The organism is Mesorhizobium sp. WSM2240, assembly GCF_040438645.1.
Classification (GTDB): Bacteria; Pseudomonadota; Alphaproteobacteria; order Rhizobiales; family Rhizobiaceae; genus Allomesorhizobium.
Window position 1 is genome coordinate 3503589 of the sequence record NZ_CP159253.1, and the last position, 19879, is coordinate 3523467.

Sequence of the window (19879 nt, forward strand, 5' to 3'; positions counted from 1 at the left end):
CTCAGATGCGCGCCGCGACACGAATGGCTGGCACGACCCGCCGGCCGCGCCATATAATTTCGCGCCGATGTTCTTGCAGCTTTGAAAGGGCCCGCATCTGCCCATCAGGAGAGATCGGCAGGGGTTGATCACCGGTTGCGGCGGTGGAATGAATGGCTTGCAGCCACCCGTCCTTCGGCTCGGAGTATCACGGATGCCCCAGAAAAATGTGCTCAGCCTCCACGTTCCGGAACCGGAAGTGCGGCCGGGCGGCACGCCCGATTTCTCCAACGTTCCGATCCCCAAAGCTGGTTCCGTTCCGCGACCCGAAGTCGATGTCGATCCGCGCTCGATCCGCGACCTCGCCTATTCCATCATCCGCGTGCTCAACCGCGAGGGCGAGGCGGTCGGACCATGGGCCGGTACTTTGAGCGACGAGGAACTGTCCGAAGGCCTGCGCCACATGATGACGCTGCGCGCCTTTGACGCTCGCATGCAGATGGCGCAGCGCCAAGGCAAGACCTCCTTCTACATGCAGCACATGGGAGAAGAAGCGGTGAGTTGCGCCTTTCGCAAGGCGCTACTGCCCGGCGATATGAACTTTCCGACGTATCGCCAGGCAGGCCTGCTGATTGCCGGCGGCTATCCGATGGTCGACATGATGAACCAGATCTATTCAAACGAGCTCGACCCGCTGAAGGGCCGGCAATTGCCGGTAATGTATTCGTCGAAGGAGCACGGCTTCTTCTCGATCTCGGGCAATCTGACGACGCAATTCATCCAGGCGGTCGGCTGGGCGATGGCGGCGGCGATCAAGAACGACACCAAGATCGCCGTCGGTTGGGTCGGCGACGGCGCGACGGCGGAGAGCGATTTCCACGCCGCCCTGGTCTTCGCGTCGACCTACCGCGCGCCGGTCGTGCTCAACATCGTCAACAACCAGTGGGCGATCTCGACCTTTCAGGGCATCGCGCGCGGCGGCTCCGGCACGTTCGCGGCCCGCGGCCTCGGTTTCGGCATCCCTGCCCTGCGCGTCGACGGCAACGACTACCTTGCCGTCCACGCCGTCGCCAAATGGGCGATCGAGCGGGCGCGTAGAAATCTCGGGCCGACGCTGGTCGAATACGTCACCTACCGCGTCGGGGCGCATTCGACTTCCGACGATCCCTCCGCCTATCGGCCAAAAGAGGAATCGGCGGCGTGGCCGCTGGGCGACCCGGTGTTGCGGCTAAAGAACCATCTAATTGTCCGCGGCCTGTGGTCGGAAGAGCGCCACAAGCAGGCGGAGGCCGAAATCCTCGACACGGTGATCACTGCGCAGAAGGAGGCCGAGAGCCACGGCACGCTGCATGCCGGCGGCAAGCCCACGGCGCGCGACATGTTCGAGGGCGTCTATGCCGAGATGCCGCCGCATCTGCGCCGCCAGCGCCAGCAGGCGGGGGTGTAGTTCATGCCGCGCAAGACCATGATCGAGGCGATCCGCGACGCGATGGACGTGTCGATGGGCAAGGACGACAGTGTCGTCGTGTTCGGCGAGGATGTCGGCTATTTCGGCGGCGTCTTCCGCTGCACGCAGGGCCTGCAGCAAAAGTACGGCGTCACCCGCTGCTTCGACACGCCGATCAGCGAACTCGGCATCGTCGGCGCGGCGATCGGCATGGCTGCCTATGGCCTGCGTCCGTGCATCGAGGTGCAATTCGCCGACTATGTCTATCCGGCCTACGACCAGATCGTCTCGGAAGCAGCGCGCATCCGCTACCGCTCCAATGGCGGGTTCACCTGTCCGATCGTCATCCGCATGCCGACAGGCGGCGGCATCTTCGGTGGGCAGACCCACAGCCAGAGCCCGGAGGCGCTGTTCACCCACGTCTCGGGTCTCAAGGTGGTGGTTCCCTCCAATCCGCATGACGCCAAGGGACTGCTGATCGCGTCGATCGAGGATCCCGATCCGGTCATCTTCCTTGAGCCGAAGCGGCTTTATAACGGCCCCTTCGACGGCCATCACGACCGGCCTGTGACGCCGTGGTCGAAGCACAGGCTGGGCGAGGTGCCGGACGGGCACTACTCCATCCCGCTCGGCAAGGCCGAAATCAGGCGGCAAGGCGCGGACGTGACCATCCTCGCCTACGGCACCATGGTCTATGTCGCAGAAGCGGCGGCCGAGGAGACCGGCATCAATGCCGAGATCATCGATCTGCGCACGCTCCTGCCGCTGGACCTCGATGCCATCGTCGCTTCGGTCAGGAAGACCGGCCGTTGCGTGGTGGTGCACGAGGCGACGCTGACCTCCGGCTTCGGCGCGGAACTGGCCGCGCTGGTGCAGCAGCATTGCTTCTACGAGCTGGAAGCGCCCATCGTCCGCGTCACCGGCTGGGATACGCCATATCCGCACGCGCAGGAGTGGGATTATTTTCCGGGCCCGGCCCGCGTCGGCCAGGCCCTGCGCGAAACGATGGAGGCTTGAGATGCCGAAAGCCTCGCCAGGAACTGGCACGAACCTGTCCGACAAAGGGGCCCGCAATGGGTGAGCACACGATCAAGCTGCCCGATGTCGGCGAAGGGGTAGCGGAGGCGGAACTCGTCGAATGGCACGTCAAGATCGGCGATCTGGTGCGCGAGGATTCAATCCTGGCCGCTGTCATGACCGACAAGGCTACGGTCGAAATCCCCTCCCCGGTCGACGGCGAGATAACCTGGCTGGGCGCAGAGATCGGCGACACGGTCGCCGTCGGCTCGCCGCTGATCCGGCTGAAGGTCGAAGGCGGTGCAGAAATTCCCGCTGTGGAAGCGGTGCCGGTGGAAGCGGTGCCGGTGGAAGCGGCCATGAATGACGACCAGGAGGAAGCGCCGCTCGCCGACGGCATGGCCGAAGAGGGCGAACGCATCCCGCCGCCTCCTGAAAAGCCCGCGACTGCGGCGCCGGCCAAGGCGCCGGCACAGTCCGCCGTAGCGGCCAGGCCCGCTGCGCGGCCCGCAACCGCCGGCGCGCCGCGCCCCGAAGGGGAAAGGCCGCTCGCTTCGCCGGCGGTCAGGCTGCGCGCCAGGGAATCCGGCGTCGACCTGCGCCAGGTTCCGGGCAGCGGGCCGGCCGGCCGCATCACCCACGAAGACCTAGACGGCTTCATCGCGCGCGGCTCGCAGACGGCGCGTCCAGCCGGCCTGCAGCGCAACGACGCGGTCGAGGACATCAAGATCGTTGGGCTGAGGCGCAAGATCGCCGAGAAGATGGCGCTGGCCAAATCGCGCATCCCGCACATTACCTATGTCGAGGAAGTCGATGTCACGGCGCTGGAGGAGCTGCGCGCGGCGCTCAACAAGGGCAAGCGCGCCGACCAGCCCAAGCTGACGGTGCTGCCCTTCCTGATGCGGGCAATGGTCAAGGCGATCGCCGAGCAGCCCGGCATCAATGCCATCTTCGACGACGAGGCCGGCATCATCCACCGCCATGGCGGCGTCCATATCGGCATCGCGGCGCAGACGGCGTCGGGACTGGTGGTGGCGGTCGTCAAGCACGCAGAGGCGCGCGATCTCTGGGATTGCGGCGCCGAGGTCAACCGGCTGGCCGAAGCGGCCAAGGCCGGCACGGCGACGCGCGAGGAATTGTCTGGCTCGACTATCACCATCACCTCGCTCGGCGCGATGGGCGGTGTGGCGACGACGCCGGTCATCAACCATCCTGAAGTGGCGATCATCGGCGTCAACAAGATGATGGTCCGCCCGGTCTGGGATGGCACGCAGTTCATTCCGCGCAAGATGATGAATTTGTCGTCCTCATTCGATCACCGCGTCGTCGACGGCTGGGATGCGGCGGTGTTCGTCCAGCGCATCAAGACGCTGCTGGAAACGCCGGCGCTGATTTTCGTGGAGGGGTGAGATGACGTTGGTAGCGCTCGAACTGTTGTGGTTGGGATGAAAATCTCAAGAGGATTTTGGATCGCGGCGTTGTGCCTCGTAGGGCTGCCATCGTTGTTGTTCGTGACTAATTTTGTGCTCTCTGGCCCTGCATATGAGTTTTCGAACGGAAAAATTTTGGACCAAGACACAGGAGTGGTCGTAGACAGCTTGGAGCACGTGAGGTTCGTTTGCCTTATCGGTACGCCGATGGCTGAAATCGTCGGCAAGGTGGACCAGCGAGATATAAGCGGCTGTCCAGCGATCAAGGACCAAGGCATCATAGTGAGGAGAGACGACAGCTGCTCATTCTATGAGATTCATAGCCACAGGGTCCTCGATGAATATGACTACCAGTGCAGGGACGACATACAGAACTTAAAGCGATTCAATCGCTACGGAGTCTACACGCTTTACTTCGACGACCCCGTTTAATCCGCTGAGGGCTTAGCCCCCGAGGGCCAACCAGACATGAAAGAAATCTCCTGCAAGCTTCTGGTCGTCGGCGCGGGTCCGGGCGGCTATGTCTGCGCCATCCGGGCGGGACAGCTCGGCGTGGACACGGTGATCGTCGAGGCGAAGAAGCCTGGTGGCACCTGCCTGACTGTAGGCTGCATCCCCTCCAAGGCGCTGATCCATGCGGCGGAGGAGTTCGAGAAAGTCGCCCATATGGCAGGTGGCAAGAACCCGCTCGGCATCTCGCTTTCAGCGCCCAAGCTCGACCTCGGTAAAACAATCGCATGGAAGGACGGCATCGTCGGCCGGCTGACCGGCGGGGTATCGGGGCTTCTGAAGAAGGCCAAGGTGAAAACCGTCCATGGCTGGGCGAGATTCCGCGACGGCAAGACGGTGGAGGTCGAAACCGAGACCGGAATCCAGGTCATCCGCGCCGAGACTGTGGTAATCGCCACCGGATCGGTCTCCTTGGAACTGCCGTCCCTGCCCTTCGGCGGACCGGTGATTTCATCGACGGAAGCGCTGGCGCTGACGAAGCTGCCGGAACGTCTGGTGGTGGTCGGCGGCGGCTATATCGGGCTCGAACTCGGCACCGTCTTTGCCAAGCTGGGCTCTCAAGTGGCGGTGGTCGAGGCCGAGCCACGCATCCTGCCGCAATACGATTCCGAGCTGACCCGGCCAGTCGCCAAGCGGCTGGCGGAGCTCGGCGTCGACGTCTTGACCGGCGCCAAGGCCAAGGGCCCGTCGCCGAAACGCGACGCCTTGCTGGTCGAGACCGCCGATGGCGCGGAGAAGAAGCTGCCGGCGGACAAGATACTGGTGACGGTCGGGCGCAAGCCGATGACCGAGGCCTGGGGGCTGGAAGAGCTGGTCCTAGACCGGAACGGAAGATCCGTCCGCATCGACGACCAGTGCCGCACCTCGATGCGCGGCGTCTATGCGATCGGCGACGTCACCGGTGAGCCGATGCTGGCGCATCGCGCCATGGCGCAGGGCGAGATGGTCGCCGAGATCGTCGCCGGCCACAAAAGAAGCTGGGACAAGCGCTGCATCCCGGCGGTGTGCTTCACCGACCCGGAAGTGGTGACGGCCGGCCTGTCACCCGACGAGGCGCGGAAAGCCGGCCGCGAGATCAGGGTCGGGCAGTTTCCGTTCTCGGCCAATGGTCGCGCCATGACCAAGCTTGGCGAGGAAGGATTTGTACGGGTCGTCGCCCGTGCCGACAATCATGTCGTGCTCGGCATCCAGGCGGTCGGACATGGCGTTTCCGAATTGTCGACGGCCTTCGGCCTGGCGATCGAAATGGGCGCGCGGCTGGAGGACATTGCCGGAACGATCCACGCGCACCCCACGCAGGGCGAAGGTTTCCAGGAAGCCGCGCTCAAGGCGCTGGGGCACGCGCTGCATATTTGAGATCGTTTGCGGCCGCAACCTACTCCCCGTACCCGACGATCCCCTTGGTCTCGAGGAAATCGTGGATGGCCCAGTCGGCGTATTCGCGGCCATTACCGGACTGCTTGTAGCCGCCGAAGGGCGCGAACGTGTCCCATTCGGGGTAATTGAGATAGACCGAGCCCGCGCGCATCCTGCCCGCGACGCGGCGGGCGCGCTCCAGGTTTTCCGACTGGATGTAGGCCGCGAGGCCATAGACCGTGTCGTTGGCGATGCTGACCGCATCCTCTTCGTCCTGGTACGACATGATCGAGAGCACCGGCCCGAAAATTTCCTCGCGCGCGATGGCATCTCGGGCGTGACGTGGCCAAACACGGTCGGCCGGACATAATAGCCGCGATTGAGGGTCTCGGGACGGCCCGGACCGCCCGTCACGAGAGTTGCGCCTTCCGAAATGCCGCTTTCGATCAGCCGCTGGATCTTGTCGTATTGCAACTGGCTGACCACCGGCCCGAGCTTGGTGTCGGGCGAGCGCGGATCGCCCACATTGTGGGCTTCGGCCGCTTCTTTGGCCATTGCGAGCGCCTCATCGTGGCGGTCGGCGGGAACCAGCATGCGGGTCGGCGCGTCGCAGGACTGACCGCTATTGCCGAAGCATCCATTGACGCCCTCGCGCACCGCATGAGCGAAATTCGCGTCGGGCAGGATTATGTTGGCAGATTTGCCGCCGAGTTCCTGGGCGACACGCTTAACCGTGTCGGCGGCAGTCTTGGCGACGATTATGCCGGCGCGCGTCGAACCGGTGAACGACACCATGTCGACGCCGGGATGGCCGGCCATGACCTGGCCCACATCCGGGCCGGTGCCGTTGACGAGATTGAACACACCCTTGGGAACGCCGGCCTCGTGCATGATCTCGGCAAATACGATGCCGCTGATCGGCGCGATCTCGGACGGCTTGAGCACCACCGTGCAACCGGCGGCGATGGCCGGCGCGACCTTGCAGACGATCTGGTTGAGCGGCCAGTTCCACGGAGTGATCAGGGCGCAGACGCCGATCGGCTCCTTCACAACCATGGTCGTGCCGCGCTTCTCGCTGAATTCGTAGTCTTCCAGCGCCTTGATCGTGGATTCCAGATGCGCCCGGCCCGCCCAGGCCTGCGCCTCGCGCGCCCAGGTGATCGGCGCGCCCATCTCCTGCGAGATCGCCTGCGCCACGTCCTCGTAACGCCTGTTGTAGACTTCCAGGATCTTGCGCAGCAGCGCCAAGCGCTCTTCCCTGGTGGTCTCGGAGAAAGCCGCGAATGCCGCGCGCGCCGCAGCGACGGCCTCGTCGACATCGGCCTTCGAGCCGACGAAAATCGCGGTGTAGGCCTCCTCGGTCGACGGGTCGATCACGTCGAGCGTTGCCGGGGCCACCGGAGAAACCCATTTGCCGTCAATGTAGAAATTGCGATGGTTGCTCATGCTGGATGCTCCGGGGTGGGGTTCTCAGGGACGTATGGCCGAGATAGCGCCATCTCGATGGCTTATATCCGCCGCAAGGTTTAGGAAAAAGGCCTCCGCATGTCAGCGTTCCAGCGCATCGAGCGCTCGATACCAGGCGATTGCGGCCGCAACGCCGACGCGGCGGAACCGATGGAATGGGATCGGCCGGATCGGCGAGACTGGAAAGGGCGACGCCGCCGGATCGCGTGTTGCAACGTAATCGGCGATGCGGGCACCGAGCGATGTCATCAGCCCGATGCCGCGGCCCTGGCAGCCGATGGCGGCGATCAGTCCGTCTTCCGGCTCGTGCAGATGCGGCAGGTGATCGGGCGTCATCGCCACGCGGCCGAACCATCGCCGTTCGACGGCGATCCCTTCCAGCGCGGGAAACAGCCGCGTGATAGTGCGTTCGAGATGCGCCCAGTCGGCGGCGCTGCGCGGCAAGCCCATACGCCCGCGCCCGCCGAGCATCAGCCGGCCGTCGGGGCTCTTGCGGAAATAGATCAGGATGCGCCGCGAATCCGAGACGGCCTGACCGCCGGGCAGGATGCCCGACGCAATTGAAGGCAGCAGCGGCGCGGTTGCGATCTGGAAGGAGTGCAACGGCACGATGGTGCGCGCCAGTTCCGGGATCAGCCCGTCCGAATAGGCGTTGGTCGCCGCGACCACTGCCTTGGCGACGAGCGAATTTCCGCTGACGGTCCCGACGCGCCATGCGCCTGCGTGACGGGTCAGCCGCGTCACGCGCTCGTTGGTTGCGATGCGTGCGCCGGCCTCTGTGGCGATGCGCGCCAGCTCCAGCGTGTAGGCGAGCGGGTCGATGACGCCGGCGCGCCGGTCGAACCAGCCGCCGACATAGCCGCGCGCACCGGTCTTGGCGGCGATTTCGCCGGGGCCGAGGATCGACGCGTTGACGCCGCGCGCGCTCCATTGCTGCGCCCGCTTCTCGGCGGCCTGCAGCGCGGTGTCGGTATGCGCCGCCTGTATCCAGCCGTTTCGCGCATGGGGAACGTTCAGGCGCTCGTTCCCGATCAGGTCGAACACGCTGTCGGCCGTGCCGGACGCAAAGGCGATGATCCGTTCGCCGCGCTGCTCGCCGAAATGCTCGATCAGCCAGTCCGGATCGTATTTCAGGCCGGGGATGACCTGGCCTCCATTGAGGCCAGATGCACCCTGCCCGATTTCCAGGGCCTCGACCACCCGGACCGAAAGGCCGCGGCGCGCCGCATGCAGCGCCGTCGAGAGCCCCATGATGCCGGCCCCGACAACCACCAGGTCCATATGCTCGCCATCGTCCAGCGCCTGCGAGACCGGCGTGATGTCGGCCGCAGCCTGCCACAAGGGCGTATTGAAGGTGGCTGCCTGCCGCGGCATGAAGGCTATTTCCGTTTGGCTTCAGGAGACCTCAGCGGCCCTCGAAGCCGGTGAGTACGCCGACGGCGTTTATACCGATCTCGTCGACCGCATAGCCGCCTTCCATGACGAACAGCGTCGGCAGGCCGAGTGCCGCGATCCTCCTGCCGATCTTCGGATAGTCGGCGCTTTTCAGCTTGAACTGGCTGATCGGATCCTTCTCGAATGTGTCGACGCCGAGAGAAACGACTACCACGTCCGGCGCATAGGCCCGAAGCTTGCCGCAGGCGTCCTCCAACGCCGCGCTCCAGCTTTCCCAGCCTGTGCCGAAGGGCATGGGATAGTTGTGGTTGAAGCCTTCGCCCTCCCCCGCTCCGCGCTCGTCGGCATGGCCGAGGAAGAACGGATATTCGGTCATCGGATCGCCATGCAGATTCAGCACCTGTACGTCGCCGCGCTGGTAGAAAATCTCCTGCGTGCCGTTGCCGTGATGATAGTCGACATCGAGGATCGAGACACGCGCCGCACCTTGGTCGCGGAACCACTGCGCTGTAACCGCCGCATTGTTGATGTAGCAATAACCGCCCATGAAACCCGCCCCGGCATGGTGGCCGGGCGGGCGGCAAAGCGCGAAGGCCGAGCGCTCGCCGGCCTTGACGATGCCGGCTGCCGTCAACGCCACGTCGTAGGACGATTTGATCGCCTCCCACGTGCCCTTCACGAAACTCGCGCCGCCGTCGAACGAGTAGAAGCCGAGCAGCGCGTCGATGGTTTTTGGCCGGACATCGCCGCGCAGGCCCCGCGTCGGCCAGGTAAAGGGGATCGCCGAGCCGGATTTCCCGGACGCCTCCCAGAGCGGCCAGACGGTCGGCAGGAAATCGAGATAATCCTGCCGGTGGATGCGCGCCGCGGCAGCGAGATCGTGCGTTTCGGGCGCAAGGATCGGCCCAAGCTTCTCAGATTCGACGCGAGCCCTGACGATCTCGGCGCGGGACGGCTTTTCGAATCCGGGAACGATCGCCCCTGCCACCAGTTCCATCTGCCCGCCATGGCCGGCATGCAGCGGCGAAAATACAGTCTTCATGGATGTCCTCTCGGCTATTCGCCGCGAACCTAGCCGCAGGCGCTGGCACTTCACAAGCGCCGCTCTTGGGCCAAGACCGATCTTCCGGCTGGTCTGGCGTTCGGGCACGAGGCAGTGCTAGCCTCCCGGCAACGGAGCCATGATGCCAGTTTTCGCCGATCTGATCGTGACCAATGCGCGCGTCCTCACCATGGACAGCGAAAACCCCGCCGCCGAGGCTATCGCCGTCAAGGACGGCTTGATCCTGTCCGTCGGGGACCAGAGTTCGGTCCTGGTGGCGCGTGGACCGGAGACCAGGATGATCGACGCCGGCGGCGGCTCGGTCATTCCGGGTTTCATCGAAGCGCATATGCATCTTTTCTCCGGCGCGGCCGAACTTGCGCATCTGCACCTTGCCGGCATTGCCGGTTTCGATGCGCTGCAAAGCGCGATCCGCGGCTACGCGGCTTCCAATCCGGACCGGAAAATGCTGGTCGGCCAGGGCGTCGACTATACGGTGCTGGGTGGTGAGCGCGTCACCCGCCACCATCTGGACCGCATCCTGCCCGACCGTCCCTTCGTCATGGGCGCGCCCGACCATCACACAATGTGGGCCAACACCAAGGCGCTGGAGATGGCGGGCATACTGCACGGCAGGGCGCTTGGGCCCGGCAATGAGATCGTCATGGGCGCTGATGGCCTTGCCGAGGGCGAGTTGCGCGAAGGCGAGGCGTTCGGGCCGGTCGTGGCGCTGGCCGGCGAGGAGCGCGCGCGGCTCGGCCTGTCGACCGGCGGCGAGCCGGATCCTGCCCCGACGCCGCAGGAACGCGCCACGGACCGCGACATCTTGCGGCGCGGCCTTGCCTGGTGCGCCAGGCACGGCATCACCTCCATCCAGAACATGGACGGCAACCTCTACCAGCTCGAACTCCTCTCAGAGATCGAGGCGGAGGGCGGGCTGGCCTGCCGCGTCAAGATCCCGTTCCACTACAAGAACTTTATGACGCTCGACATGCTTGGCAAGGCATCCGCCATGGCCGAGCGCTACGACAGCGAGTGGCTGTCGTCCGGCATGGTCAAGGTGTTTTACGACGGCGTGCTGGACTCGTGGACCGCTGTGATGATCGATCCCTATGCCGACCGGCCGGACTGGCGCGGCGAGCCATTGTTCACACCGGAGCAATTCACGGAGGTCGCGGTCGAAGCCGACCGGCGCGGCCTGCAAATCGCGGTGCACGCCATCGGCGACGGCGCGGTGCGCGCCGTGCTCAACGGCTACGAAGCTGCGCAGCGAAAGAACGGCAAGCGCGACAGCCGTCACCGCATCGAGCATATAGAGGTGACCACCGAAGCCGACGTGCCGCGCTTTGCCGAACTCGGCGTGATCGCCTCGATGCAGCCGCCGCATCCGCCGGGCGCCATGGGCCTGCCGCTCGAGCCGACGATTTCGCGCATCGGCCGCAAGCGTTGGCCGCTGAGTTATGCCTGGCGCACGCTGAAGGATGCCGGCGCGCATGTCGTCTTCGCCTCCGACTGGCCGGTTTCGCCGATCGATCCGATTGCCGGCATCCAGGCGGCGGTGCTGCGCAAGCCTTGGGCAGAAGGCATGCCGGACCAGCACTTTTCGCTGCACGAGGCACTGGCCGGCTACACCGTGGAAGGCGCCTATGCCGGCTTCATGGAACACCGCAAGGGCGTGCTGAAACCTGGCCATCTGGCCGATATCGCCGTGCTTTCCGGCGACATCGAAGCGACAGCGCCCGAGGCGCTGCACGCAATCCGCGTAGTGACCACGATTTGCGGCGGAAGGATTACCTGGCAGCATTGATGGCACGGCGATTGCATGGCGCAAGACGCGTTGAAGCGCAGCTTGGAAGGCCGATTGCCAAGCGTGCCGGCATGTGATGACAATTGAACGGGAACACCGCCCGGCCGCAAAGAACCGGGACGGACAATGAGTGGGGCGATTTGTGCCGGCAGCACCGGGTAGGAATGCGATTGAAGTTCGCGGCGTCAGCAAGCTGTTTGGAACCGGCGAAGCGCAAGTGGCCGCGCTCGACAATGTTTCGGTAGCGATCCGCGAAAACGAGTTCTTCACCCTGCTCGGGCCGTCAGGATGCGGCAAGACAACGCTTCTGCGGCTGATCGCAGGTTTCGACTATCCAACCGAGGGTGAGATACTGCTTTACGGTGAGGACATCGCGCCGCTGCCGCCCTTCAAGCGGCCGGTCAACACGGTATTCCAGAGCTACGCACTGTTCCCGCACATGACCGTCGGCCAGAATATCGGCTTCGGGCTCGAAATGCTCGGCAAGCCGAAAGCCGACGTCGAAGCCCGGGTTTCGGCCATGCTCAAGCTGGTCAGGATGGAGGCGCTGAAGGACCGCCGCACCAGCCAGATTTCCGGCGGCCAGCAGCAGCGCGTAGCGCTCGCCCGTGCGTTGGCGCCGCAGCCCAAGGTGCTTCTGCTCGACGAGCCGCTGTCGGCGCTCGACTATAAGCTGCGCAAGGAGATGCAGATCGAGCTCAAACGGCTCCAGCACGAGACCGGCATCACCTTCATCTTCGTCACGCATGACCAGGAGGAGGCGCTGACGATGTCCGACCGCATCGCAGTGATGTCTTCGGGCAAGATCCTGCAGGTCGGCTCGCCCTGGGACATTTACGACCGCCCGGCAGAGCGCTTCGTCGCGGATTTCATTGGCGAGACCAATTTCCTGCCGGCCTCCGTCAGCGCCGTTGAAAACGGCATTGCGCGGGTTACGCTGCGGTCGGGAGCGGAGATCTCCGCCACGGTCGCCGAGGGCTACCAGCCGAAGGCCGAAGCCACCGTCGCCGTCAGGCCTGAACATGCGACGGCGGTGAGAACGGGAGGACAACTGCTGGGAACGGTGGAAACCGTCGTTTATCTCGGCACGGATACGCACATCCATATCAATCTGGACAGCGGCGGCAACTTCATGGTGCGCCAGCAGAACATGCGCAGCCAGTCCTGTGGTTTCGAGGTCGGTGAGCGCGTGGGTGTGCAGATCGCGGCGGACGCCGCGCAGGTTCTGAGGGACTGATGACGGGCGCCGCCGAGATCGCCAGACAGGCTGGGCGCAAAAATGTCCATGCGCGATGGCTGCTTTCGGCGCCCGCGCTGCTGATCATCTTCTTCGCCGCCGTCGGACCGTTGTTCGTCATGCTGGCTTACTCCGTGATGGTGAAGGGCGACTATGGCGACGTGAAGTTTGGCGAGTTCTCGCTGGACGGCTGGTTTTCCGTCTTGTTCCAGCGCGATATCTTCGACGACACGGTCGGCCTTGCCGACGCCCACCTGTCGATCTTCTGGCGCTCGGTGAAGCTGTCTTTGATGACCACCGTGCTGACGCTGGCGCTGGGTTTTCCCACCGCCTACTTTATCGCCACGCGCCCGCCGCAGACGCGGGAGGTCTGGGTATTCCTTGTCACCATTCCGTTCTGGACGAACCTGCTGATACGCACCTTCGCCATGCAGGAGGTGATCCGCAATGAAGGCCTCCTCAACACAATGATGATGTGGCTGGGGGTGATCGATCAGCCGGTTCAGCTCATGTACACTGACGCCGCAATTCTCTTCGGCATGGTCTATGTCTACCTGCCGCTGATGGTTCTGCCGCTCTATGCCAGCATGGAAAAGCTGGACTTCCGCCTCGTCGAAGCCGGCTATGACCTGTACGCGACACGGCTGCGGGTGCTCTGGCGCATCATCATCCCTCTGGTGCGGCCCGGCATCATTGCCGGTTCCATCCTGGTGTTCATCCCGTCGCTCGGCGCCTATGTCATTCCGCGCGTGCTCGGCGGCGGCAAGAACATGATGCTGGGCAATTTGATCGAACTGCAGTTCGGCGCCGGCCGTAACTGGCCGCTCGGCGCGGCCATTTCCATAACCCTGATGTTCATCGTCATGCTGGCGCTTCTCGTTTATGTGCGCAACGCGGCGCGCTCGGGAGCGCAGCATGGCTAGCAGACGCACCTTCGATCTCCGCAGTCAGCCGTCCTTCGCCTTCGTCGCGCTATTCACCTTTTTCATGCTCTACCTGCCGATCGCGGCTCTCGTCATGTACGCCTTCAACGCCGGCAGTTCGATGACGACCTGGGAAGGTGTATCGCTACGATGGTTCTACGAGGCTGCCGGCAATGAGCGCGTACAGGAGGCTGCGTTGCGATCGGCGGTCATCGCCCTGTTCGCCGCCTTTATTGCAACCATCGCCGCCACCATGGCCGCCATCGCCACCACCCGTACAAGGCCCTATCCGGGCCTCACCTTCAAATACGCATTCATCAATCAGCCTTTGATGGTGCCCGAAATCGTGACGGCGGTGGCGCTGCTCATCGTCTTCTCGCGGATCAAGGTGTGGACCGGCTATTCCGGTCTGGGCTACCTCATCGCGGCGCATTCGGCATTCTGCATTCCCTTCGCCTATCTGCCGATCCGCGCCCGGCTGGAGAATATGGATCTGTCGCTTGAGACGGCCGCCGCCGATCTCTACGCAACCGGATGGCAGGCGTTCCTCTACGTCACCTTGCCGCTGCTGAGGCCAGGCATCATCGCCGGCTTCATGCTGGCTTTCGTCATTTCGCTGGACGACGTGGTGATCACCGAGTTCGTAAAGTCCGGCGGCCAGGATACCTTGCCGACCTACATGCTTGGCCAGCTTCGCCGCGAAACCACACCGGAGATCAACGCGATCGCGGTGGTGTTCCTGCTCTTTTCGGTCATCCTCGTCACGGCATTCTTTTTCATCAACCGCCGCAAGGTGTAACTCGCTCAAGGGAACCAAGGGAGAAAACCATGAGACAAAAGCTAAGGACCGCAACCGCGGCGACGGCGCTGCTCGCCTTCGCCGGCATGGCGCATGCGGATGGGGAACTCAACATCTACAATTGGGGCGACTACACCAACCCCGACCTGATCAAGAAGTTTGAGGAAGCCCACAACGTCAAGGTGACGATTACCGACTACGATTCCAACGACACCGCGCTCGCCAAGGTCCGCGCCGGCGGCCATGGCTTCGACATCGTCGTCCCTTCGGCGAACTACGTGCCGATCTGGGTCAAGGAAGACCTGCTGCTCGAGGCGCGTCCGGACCAGATGGAGAACTTCAAGAATGTCGATCCGCGCTGGGTGGACGTGCCGTGGGATCCGGGCCGCCACTACTCCGTGCCGTGGCAGTGGGGCGTGACCGGCATTGGCGTCAACACAAAGGTCTATGGCGGGGACATCAACACCTCGGCGATCTTCCTTGATCCGCCGGCCGAACTCGTCGGCAAGATCAATGTGGCGCCGGAAATGAACGACGTGCTCTACGCCACGATCAAATATTTCGGCGGCGACTGGTGCACCGAGGACAAGGAGCTGCTCAAGAAAGTGCGCGACAAGCTGGTCGAGGCCAAGACCAAGTGGCTGGCGATGGACTACAGCGTCACCGACAAGCTTCCCGCCGGCGACTATTCCGCCGTCTATTATTGGAACGGCGCCATCATGCGCTCACGCCTGGCCAATCCGGACATCAAGTTCGGCTATCCGAAGGAAGGATACCCGATTTTCATGGACAGCGTCGCGATCCTCAAGGACGCGAAGAATGTCGAAAACGCCAAGCTGTTCATGAACTTCATCATGGAACCGGAGAATGCGGCTTTAATCTCGGCATTCGCGAAGTATGCGAACGGCATCAAGGGATCGGAGCAGTTCATGCCCGAGGACATGAAGACTGCCCCGGAACTCGTCGTTCCGGCCGAGTTCGAGAAGGCCGGCGAGTTCCTGGTGTCCTGTTCGCCCGAGGTCGTCAGCCTCTACTCGCGAATCTGGACCGACGTGCAGAAGTAAGCCTTTTGGGCGTGCGACCCGGCGGGCGACCGCCGGGTCTTTTTGCGCGTGGCGCATGGCAGGGGATTGACGATGGACCCTACGGCATTCGAACGGCGATACGGCTTTCGCCGTGACGAGGTAACGCTCGGCAACTGGCGTACGCGCCCCTATTCCTCCTGGTCGTTCCAGAATGTCGGCGAGTTGGTGCCGTCAGCCGTGATCGCCTGCGCCGATAGCCAGGTTGAATCTCGCTTGGCCGATCCGGGAAGCCTGCTCGCGCAGTCGGTCGACTTCGAAGGACGGTGGGAAACCGTCGCGGATTTCCTGCTGCGCTCGCACACGGACGCATTCGTAGCGATGAAGCGTGGCGAGTTCGTCGCCGACCATTTCGCGCCGCACATGAATCCAGGCGCCGCTCACATCGTCTTCTCGATCAGCAAATCGCTGACCGCCATTCTCGCCGGCTCGCTCCAGGCGGAGGGGCTACTCGATCCAGCCGCGCCCGTCACCCGCTACATTCCCGAGGCTGAGGGATCTGCCTATAGCGACGCGTCGGTGCAGCATCTCCTCGACATGACGGTCAGCGTCGACTTTGACGAGGCTTATCTCGACCCTGCGGGCGCCTTCGAACGCTACCGCCGCGCCATGCTGTGGAACCCTGGCGGCGGCGATGAGCCGCTGCTCGCCTTCCTCCTGACTTTGCAAAAAGGTCCGCATCCGCACGGCGGACCGTTCCGCTACCGCTCGCCCAATTCCGACCTCCTCGGCGTCATTCTCGAACGCGCGTCCGGCCGCCGCTATGCCGAACTGATGCGGGAGCGCCTCTGGCTGCCGCTTCGCGCGAAAAGCGCTGCCTCGGTAACAGTCGACGGGGAAGGTACGGCGCGCGCCGCCGGCGGCGTGTCGGTCACAGCTCGCGACCTCGCCCGCGTCGGCGAGATGATGCGACTTGGAGGGGTGCTCGACGGCCGGCGGATCGTGCCGGAAAGCTGGGTGCGCGACACGTTGACCGGCGGCAGCCAGGCCGCCTGGAAGGCCGGCGACTTCGCCCATCTGCTCGAGAACGGACGCTACCGTAACAAATGGTACCAGACCGGCTTCGACAGCGGCGCCTTCTTCGCGATCGGAATTCACGGCCAGTGGCTCTATGTCGATCCGGCGACGGAGGTCGTCATGGTCAAGATGTCGTCGCAGCCCATTCCCGTCGACGACCCGCTCGATCGGCAATGCGTCGCCTTTTTCCAGGCAGTATCGGCCATGCTGTAGGGCTCAGTTCAACGGCCAGACCAGCATCAGCATCGGCACCGCGACCAAGACAACGATGAAGGACAGCGGCAAGCCCAGCCGCGGATAGTCGCTGAACTTGTAGCCGCCCGGGCCCATGACCAGCGTGTTGCACTGATGGCCGATCGGAGTCAGGAAATCGCAACCGGCGCCGATCGCCACCGCCATCAGGAACGCTTCGGGCCGGAAGTCGAGGCTGGCGGCGAAGCCGGCCGCTATCGGCGCCATCACCAGCACGGTTGCGGCGTTGTTGAGGAAGGGCGTGATCGCCATCGCCACCACCAGGATAAGCCCCAGCGCACCATAGGCCGGCAACGTGGCGCCGACACTCGCCAGCCAGCCCGCGATGACGTCGGTGGCGCCAGTGCTTCGCAGCGAATCGCTGACGGGAATGAGCGTGGCAAGCATCACCAGGATCGGCCCGTCGACCGCCGAATAGATCTCGCGCGTGGGGATGACCTTGAACAGGATCATCGCCACGGCAGCGGTGAAGAAGGCGATCTGCACCGGCAGCAGCCCGAGCGCGGTCGACCCCATGGCGCCGGCCAGGATGAGCACCGGGACGATGCCGCGCCGCACCGTGCCCAGCAGGATCGGCCGCTCGGCAAGCGGCAGCAGGCCTAGATCGCGCAAGATCTCCGGCAGCGCCCGCCGGTTGCCCTGGAGAACGATGACGTCGCCCAGCCGCAGCGTGATAGCGCCCAGCCGCTGCGTCAGCCGTTCGCCTTTCCTGCTGACGGCCAGCAGATTGACGTTGAAGCGATCGTAGAGCGCCAGGCGCTGCGCCGACCATCCGATCAGGATCGAATGTTCGCCGATAACCGCTTCGATTGCGTCCACCTCCTCCGCTGCGCCCTGTTTGCTGGCCGGCTTGCGTTGGTCGGTTAGGCTGAGTTTGGCCTGCGCCACCAGCCGGTCGAGTGCTTCCGGCGCGCCTTCCATCAGCAGGATGTCGCCCTCGCGCAGCACCGCGTCGGGCAGCGGTGTGATGCGAACGTCTCTGGAACGCACGATCGATGTGACGATCGCGCTGCCGTCGGACATCTTCAGGAGCTCGCCCACGGTCTTCCCAAGCACCGTCGATCCTTCCACGACCTTGCCTTCGGCCATGTAGTTCTTGATGTCGATCGCCTCGTTCATGGAAACGTTTTCGCGCTGCCGTGGGGGCACGAGGCGGTAGAACAGGACTAGAAAAATGGTGCCGACGGCCGCAAGCGCCGCGCCCACCGGCATGAAGTCGAACATCCGGAACGCCTGACCCGTGATGTCGTCGCGAAGCTGCGACACGACGATGTTCGGCGAGGTGCCGACCAGCGTCATCAGGCCGCCGAGCAACGACCCGAACGCCATCGGCATCAGGAATACCGAGGGCGACGCGCCGGACCGCCGGGCGAACTGGAAAGCGATCGGGATCATGATCGCCAGCGCGCCGATATTTTTGACGAATGCCGATAGCACCGTAACCACGATCACCAGCAGGGCCAGTTGCGCCCTGACCGACGTAACGCTCGGCGCATAGCGCTGGATGGTGAATTCCATGATGCCCGACCGGGCGACGCCCGCGCTGACCAGAAGCGCACTGCCGACGATGATGACGATGTCGTTGCTGAAGCCGCTGAACGCGTCCTCGTAGGGCACCACGCCCAGCGCCAGCGCCACAAGCAGAGAACCGGCGGCGACCAGGTCGTAGCGGAAGCGGCCCCACACAAATGCCGCCATCATTGCCGCGATGACACCGATCGATAGTATCTGGTCAAGTGTCATTCGTGGAAGGCCCCCGGCCGCCGCGGCGCGGCAAAACGGAACGCGCCGGCCGCGACTTGGTTGCGCGGCCGAAGGTTCAGGCCGCCGAAGTCCGCATCTCCCGCTGGCTCGGCAAGAAGATCGTCAGCAATCCGAGCAGCGGTAAATAGGAGCAGACCAGGTAGACGAATTCAATACCTCTGGCGTCGGCCACCACGCCGAGCACGGCTGCGGCTATGCCGGCCATGCCGAATGCAAAGCCGAAGAAGATGCCGGCGATCATGCCCACCCTTCCCGGCACCAGTTCCTGCGCGAACACCACGATGGCCGGGAAGGCCGAAGCGAGGATCAGGCCGATCAAGCCGGTCAGCACCATGGTCCATTCGAGATTTGCGTAAGGCAGCGCCAGCGTGAAGGGCAATACGCCAAGGATCGAGAACCAGATCACGAATTTCGGTCCGAAACGGTCGCCGATCGGCCCTCCCGCAACGGTGCCGACGGCAGCCGCGCCGAGGAAGATGAACAGCATCAACTGCGACTGCTGCACCGTCACGCCGAATTTGTGGATCACGAAGAAAGTGAAATAACTCGAGAGGCTGGCGAGATAGATGTTTTTGGTGAAGACCAGCAGCGCCAGCACCACCAGCGCGATCACGATCTTGCGGCGCGGCAATGCGACCGTGATGGCGCCGGCCGGGCGTTTTGCGCTGCGGATCCGGTAGCGGCTGTACCAGTTGCCGACCTGCCAGAGAATGATCATGCCGAGCAGGGCCGCAGCCGAGAACCAGGCGACGCTACCCTGCCCGCGCGGTACGACGATGAAGGCAGCCAGCAACGGCCCGAGCGCCGAGCCGAAATTGCCGCCGACCTGGAATAGCGATTGCGCCAGGCCATAGCGCCCGCCGGAAGCAAGGCGCGCCACACGCGAGGATTCCGGGTGGAAGATCGCCGAGCCGATGCCGATGAAGGCCGCGCCCATGATCAGCAGCGCATAATCGGAGGCGAAGGCCAGGATGAACAGCCCGACCATTGACGAGCCCATGCCGACGGGCAGCGAGTAGGGCATCGGCCTTTTGTCGGTGACGATGCCGATCAGCGGCTGCAGCAGCGAGGCGGTAACCTGGAACGTCATCGTGAGCACGCCGATCTGCCAGAAATCGAGACCGTAATCGGCCTTAAGCATCGGGTAGATCGCCGCCAGCAGCGACTGCATCACGTCGTTCAGCAGATGGCAGAAGCTTACCGCCAGGATGACGGCGTAGGCCGTAGTATCGACCTGGATGCGGCTGGCTGTCGCCGAGGCGTCGGTCATGGTCTCATTCCGTGAACTCGGACGGGACAAAAGAGTCCTGCCCGCCGAGCACATAGACCGTGCGAACCGATGCTCCTTGGGTCAG

14 protein-coding genes and 1 pseudogene are annotated in these 19879 nt (G+C 64.1%); 10 read left to right on the forward strand and 5 right to left on the reverse strand.

Going from position 1 to position 19879, the window contains the following annotated elements:
- Positions 1–193 precede the first annotated feature (193 nt).
- The 4 genes from ABVK50_RS17385 to lpdA all read left to right on the forward strand — a co-directional run bounded on the left by ABVK50_RS17385 (position 194) and on the right by lpdA (position 5739).
- A complete protein-coding gene (locus ABVK50_RS17385; RefSeq protein ID WP_353645387.1) occupies positions 194–1426 on the forward strand; it encodes a 3-methyl-2-oxobutanoate dehydrogenase (2-methylpropanoyl-transferring) subunit alpha in 1233 nt (410 codons plus the stop codon).
- Between the two features lie 3 nt (positions 1427–1429).
- The gene (locus ABVK50_RS17390) at positions 1430–2443 is read left to right on the forward strand and encodes an alpha-ketoacid dehydrogenase subunit beta (RefSeq protein WP_353645386.1); all 1014 of its coding nucleotides are present in this window, start codon (positions 1430–1432) and stop codon (positions 2441–2443) included.
- A 56-nt stretch (positions 2444–2499) separates the two neighbouring features.
- Positions 2500–3852, forward strand: coding sequence for a dihydrolipoamide acetyltransferase family protein (locus tag ABVK50_RS17395; protein ID WP_353645384.1), 1353 nt, complete (start codon positions 2500–2502; stop codon positions 3850–3852).
- A gap of 489 nt (positions 3853–4341) precedes the next feature.
- Positions 4342–5739, forward strand: coding sequence for a dihydrolipoyl dehydrogenase (gene lpdA, locus ABVK50_RS17400; RefSeq protein WP_353645383.1), 1398 nt, complete (start codon positions 4342–4344; stop codon positions 5737–5739).
- A 19-nt stretch (positions 5740–5758) separates the two neighbouring features.
- Here the strand turns inward: lpdA and ABVK50_RS17405 are convergent.
- The 3 genes and pseudogenes from ABVK50_RS17405 to ABVK50_RS17415 all read right to left on the reverse strand — a co-directional run bounded on the left by ABVK50_RS17405 (position 5759) and on the right by ABVK50_RS17415 (position 9643).
- A pseudogene (locus ABVK50_RS17405) lies at positions 5759–7185 on the reverse strand (aldehyde dehydrogenase family protein).
- Positions 7186–7287: 102 nt separating this feature from the next.
- Positions 7288–8580, reverse strand: a complete 1293-nt coding sequence (locus ABVK50_RS17410; protein WP_353645382.1) for an FAD-dependent oxidoreductase — start codon at positions 8578–8580, stop codon at positions 7288–7290.
- Positions 8581–8611: 31 nt separating this feature from the next.
- Positions 8612–9643 (reverse strand): histone deacetylase family protein, encoded by a 1032-nt coding sequence (locus ABVK50_RS17415; protein WP_353645381.1) that lies wholly within the window; start codon positions 9641–9643, stop codon positions 8612–8614.
- A 142-nt stretch (positions 9644–9785) separates the two neighbouring features.
- Between ABVK50_RS17415 and ABVK50_RS17420 the strand changes: the two genes are divergently transcribed.
- The 6 genes from ABVK50_RS17420 to ABVK50_RS17445 all read left to right on the forward strand — a co-directional run bounded on the left by ABVK50_RS17420 (position 9786) and on the right by ABVK50_RS17445 (position 16721).
- A complete protein-coding gene (locus ABVK50_RS17420) occupies positions 9786–11450 on the forward strand; it encodes an amidohydrolase (RefSeq protein ID WP_353645905.1) in 1665 nt (554 codons plus the stop codon).
- A 142-nt stretch (positions 11451–11592) separates the two neighbouring features.
- Positions 11593–12687 carry an ABC transporter ATP-binding protein gene (locus tag ABVK50_RS17425; RefSeq protein ID WP_353645379.1) on the forward strand — a complete coding sequence of 365 codons (1095 nt, stop codon included), beginning with the start codon at positions 11593–11595 and terminating at the stop codon, positions 12685–12687.
- Positions 12687–13610, forward strand: coding sequence for an ABC transporter permease (locus tag ABVK50_RS17430; RefSeq protein ID WP_353645378.1), 924 nt, complete (start codon positions 12687–12689; stop codon positions 13608–13610). The genes ABVK50_RS17425 and ABVK50_RS17430 overlap by 1 nt, the downstream gene beginning before the upstream one ends.
- On the forward strand, positions 13603–14409 hold the full coding sequence (locus ABVK50_RS17435) for an ABC transporter permease (RefSeq protein WP_353645377.1): 807 nt from the start codon (positions 13603–13605) through the stop codon (positions 14407–14409). Before ABVK50_RS17430 ends, ABVK50_RS17435 begins: the two co-directional genes overlap by 8 nt.
- Positions 14410–14438: 29 nt before the next feature.
- Positions 14439–15473, forward strand: coding sequence for an extracellular solute-binding protein (locus tag ABVK50_RS17440; RefSeq protein WP_353645376.1), 1035 nt, complete (start codon positions 14439–14441; stop codon positions 15471–15473).
- Between the two features lie 72 nt (positions 15474–15545).
- Positions 15546–16721 carry a serine hydrolase gene (locus tag ABVK50_RS17445; RefSeq protein ID WP_353645375.1) on the forward strand — a complete coding sequence of 392 codons (1176 nt, stop codon included), beginning with the start codon at positions 15546–15548 and terminating at the stop codon, positions 16719–16721.
- A 3-nt stretch (positions 16722–16724) separates the two neighbouring features.
- Here ABVK50_RS17445 and ABVK50_RS17450 read toward each other — a convergent pair whose 3' ends face one another.
- Both ABVK50_RS17450 and ABVK50_RS17455 read right to left on the reverse strand, forming a co-directional pair.
- Positions 16725–18503 carry an SLC13 family permease gene (locus ABVK50_RS17450; RefSeq protein WP_353645374.1) on the reverse strand — a complete coding sequence of 593 codons (1779 nt, stop codon included), beginning with the start codon at positions 18501–18503 and terminating at the stop codon, positions 16725–16727.
- Between the two features lie 76 nt (positions 18504–18579).
- On the reverse strand, positions 18580–19794 hold the full coding sequence (locus ABVK50_RS17455) for an MFS transporter (protein WP_353645373.1): 1215 nt from the start codon (positions 19792–19794) through the stop codon (positions 18580–18582).
- Positions 19795–19879 lie beyond the last annotated feature (85 nt).

Excerpts from the sequence above, each read along its gene's own strand:
- ABVK50_RS17440 (WP_353645376.1), top strand. The coding sequence starts at position 14,439 with ATGAGACAAAAGCTAAGGACCGCAACCGCGGCGACGGCGCTGCTCGCC.
- ABVK50_RS17415 (WP_353645381.1), bottom strand. The coding sequence starts at position 9,643 with ATGAAGACTGTATTTTCGCCGCTGCATGCCGGCCATGGCGGGCAGATG.
- ABVK50_RS17420 (WP_353645905.1), top strand. The coding sequence starts at position 9,786 with ATGCCAGTTTTCGCCGATCTGATCGTGACCAATGCGCGCGTCCTCACC.
- ABVK50_RS17435 (WP_353645377.1), top strand. The coding sequence starts at position 13,603 with ATGGCTAGCAGACGCACCTTCGATCTCCGCAGTCAGCCGTCCTTCGCC.
- ABVK50_RS17450 (WP_353645374.1), bottom strand. The coding sequence starts at position 18,503 with ATGACACTTGACCAGATACTATCGATCGGTGTCATCGCGGCAATGATG.
- ABVK50_RS17390 (WP_353645386.1), top strand. The coding sequence starts at position 1,430 with ATGCCGCGCAAGACCATGATCGAGGCGATCCGCGACGCGATGGACGTG.
- ABVK50_RS17385 (WP_353645387.1), top strand. The coding sequence starts at position 194 with ATGCCCCAGAAAAATGTGCTCAGCCTCCACGTTCCGGAACCGGAAGTG.
- ABVK50_RS17430 (WP_353645378.1), top strand. The coding sequence starts at position 12,687 with ATGACGGGCGCCGCCGAGATCGCCAGACAGGCTGGGCGCAAAAATGTC.
- ABVK50_RS17395 (WP_353645384.1), top strand. The coding sequence starts at position 2,500 with ATGGGTGAGCACACGATCAAGCTGCCCGATGTCGGCGAAGGGGTAGCG.
- ABVK50_RS17410 (WP_353645382.1), bottom strand. The coding sequence starts at position 8,580 with ATGCCGCGGCAGGCAGCCACCTTCAATACGCCCTTGTGGCAGGCTGCG.
- ABVK50_RS17445 (WP_353645375.1), top strand. The coding sequence starts at position 15,546 with ATGGACCCTACGGCATTCGAACGGCGATACGGCTTTCGCCGTGACGAG.
- lpdA (WP_353645383.1), top strand. The coding sequence starts at position 4,342 with ATGAAAGAAATCTCCTGCAAGCTTCTGGTCGTCGGCGCGGGTCCGGGC.
- ABVK50_RS17455 (WP_353645373.1), bottom strand. The coding sequence starts at position 19,794 with ATGACCGACGCCTCGGCGACAGCCAGCCGCATCCAGGTCGATACTACG.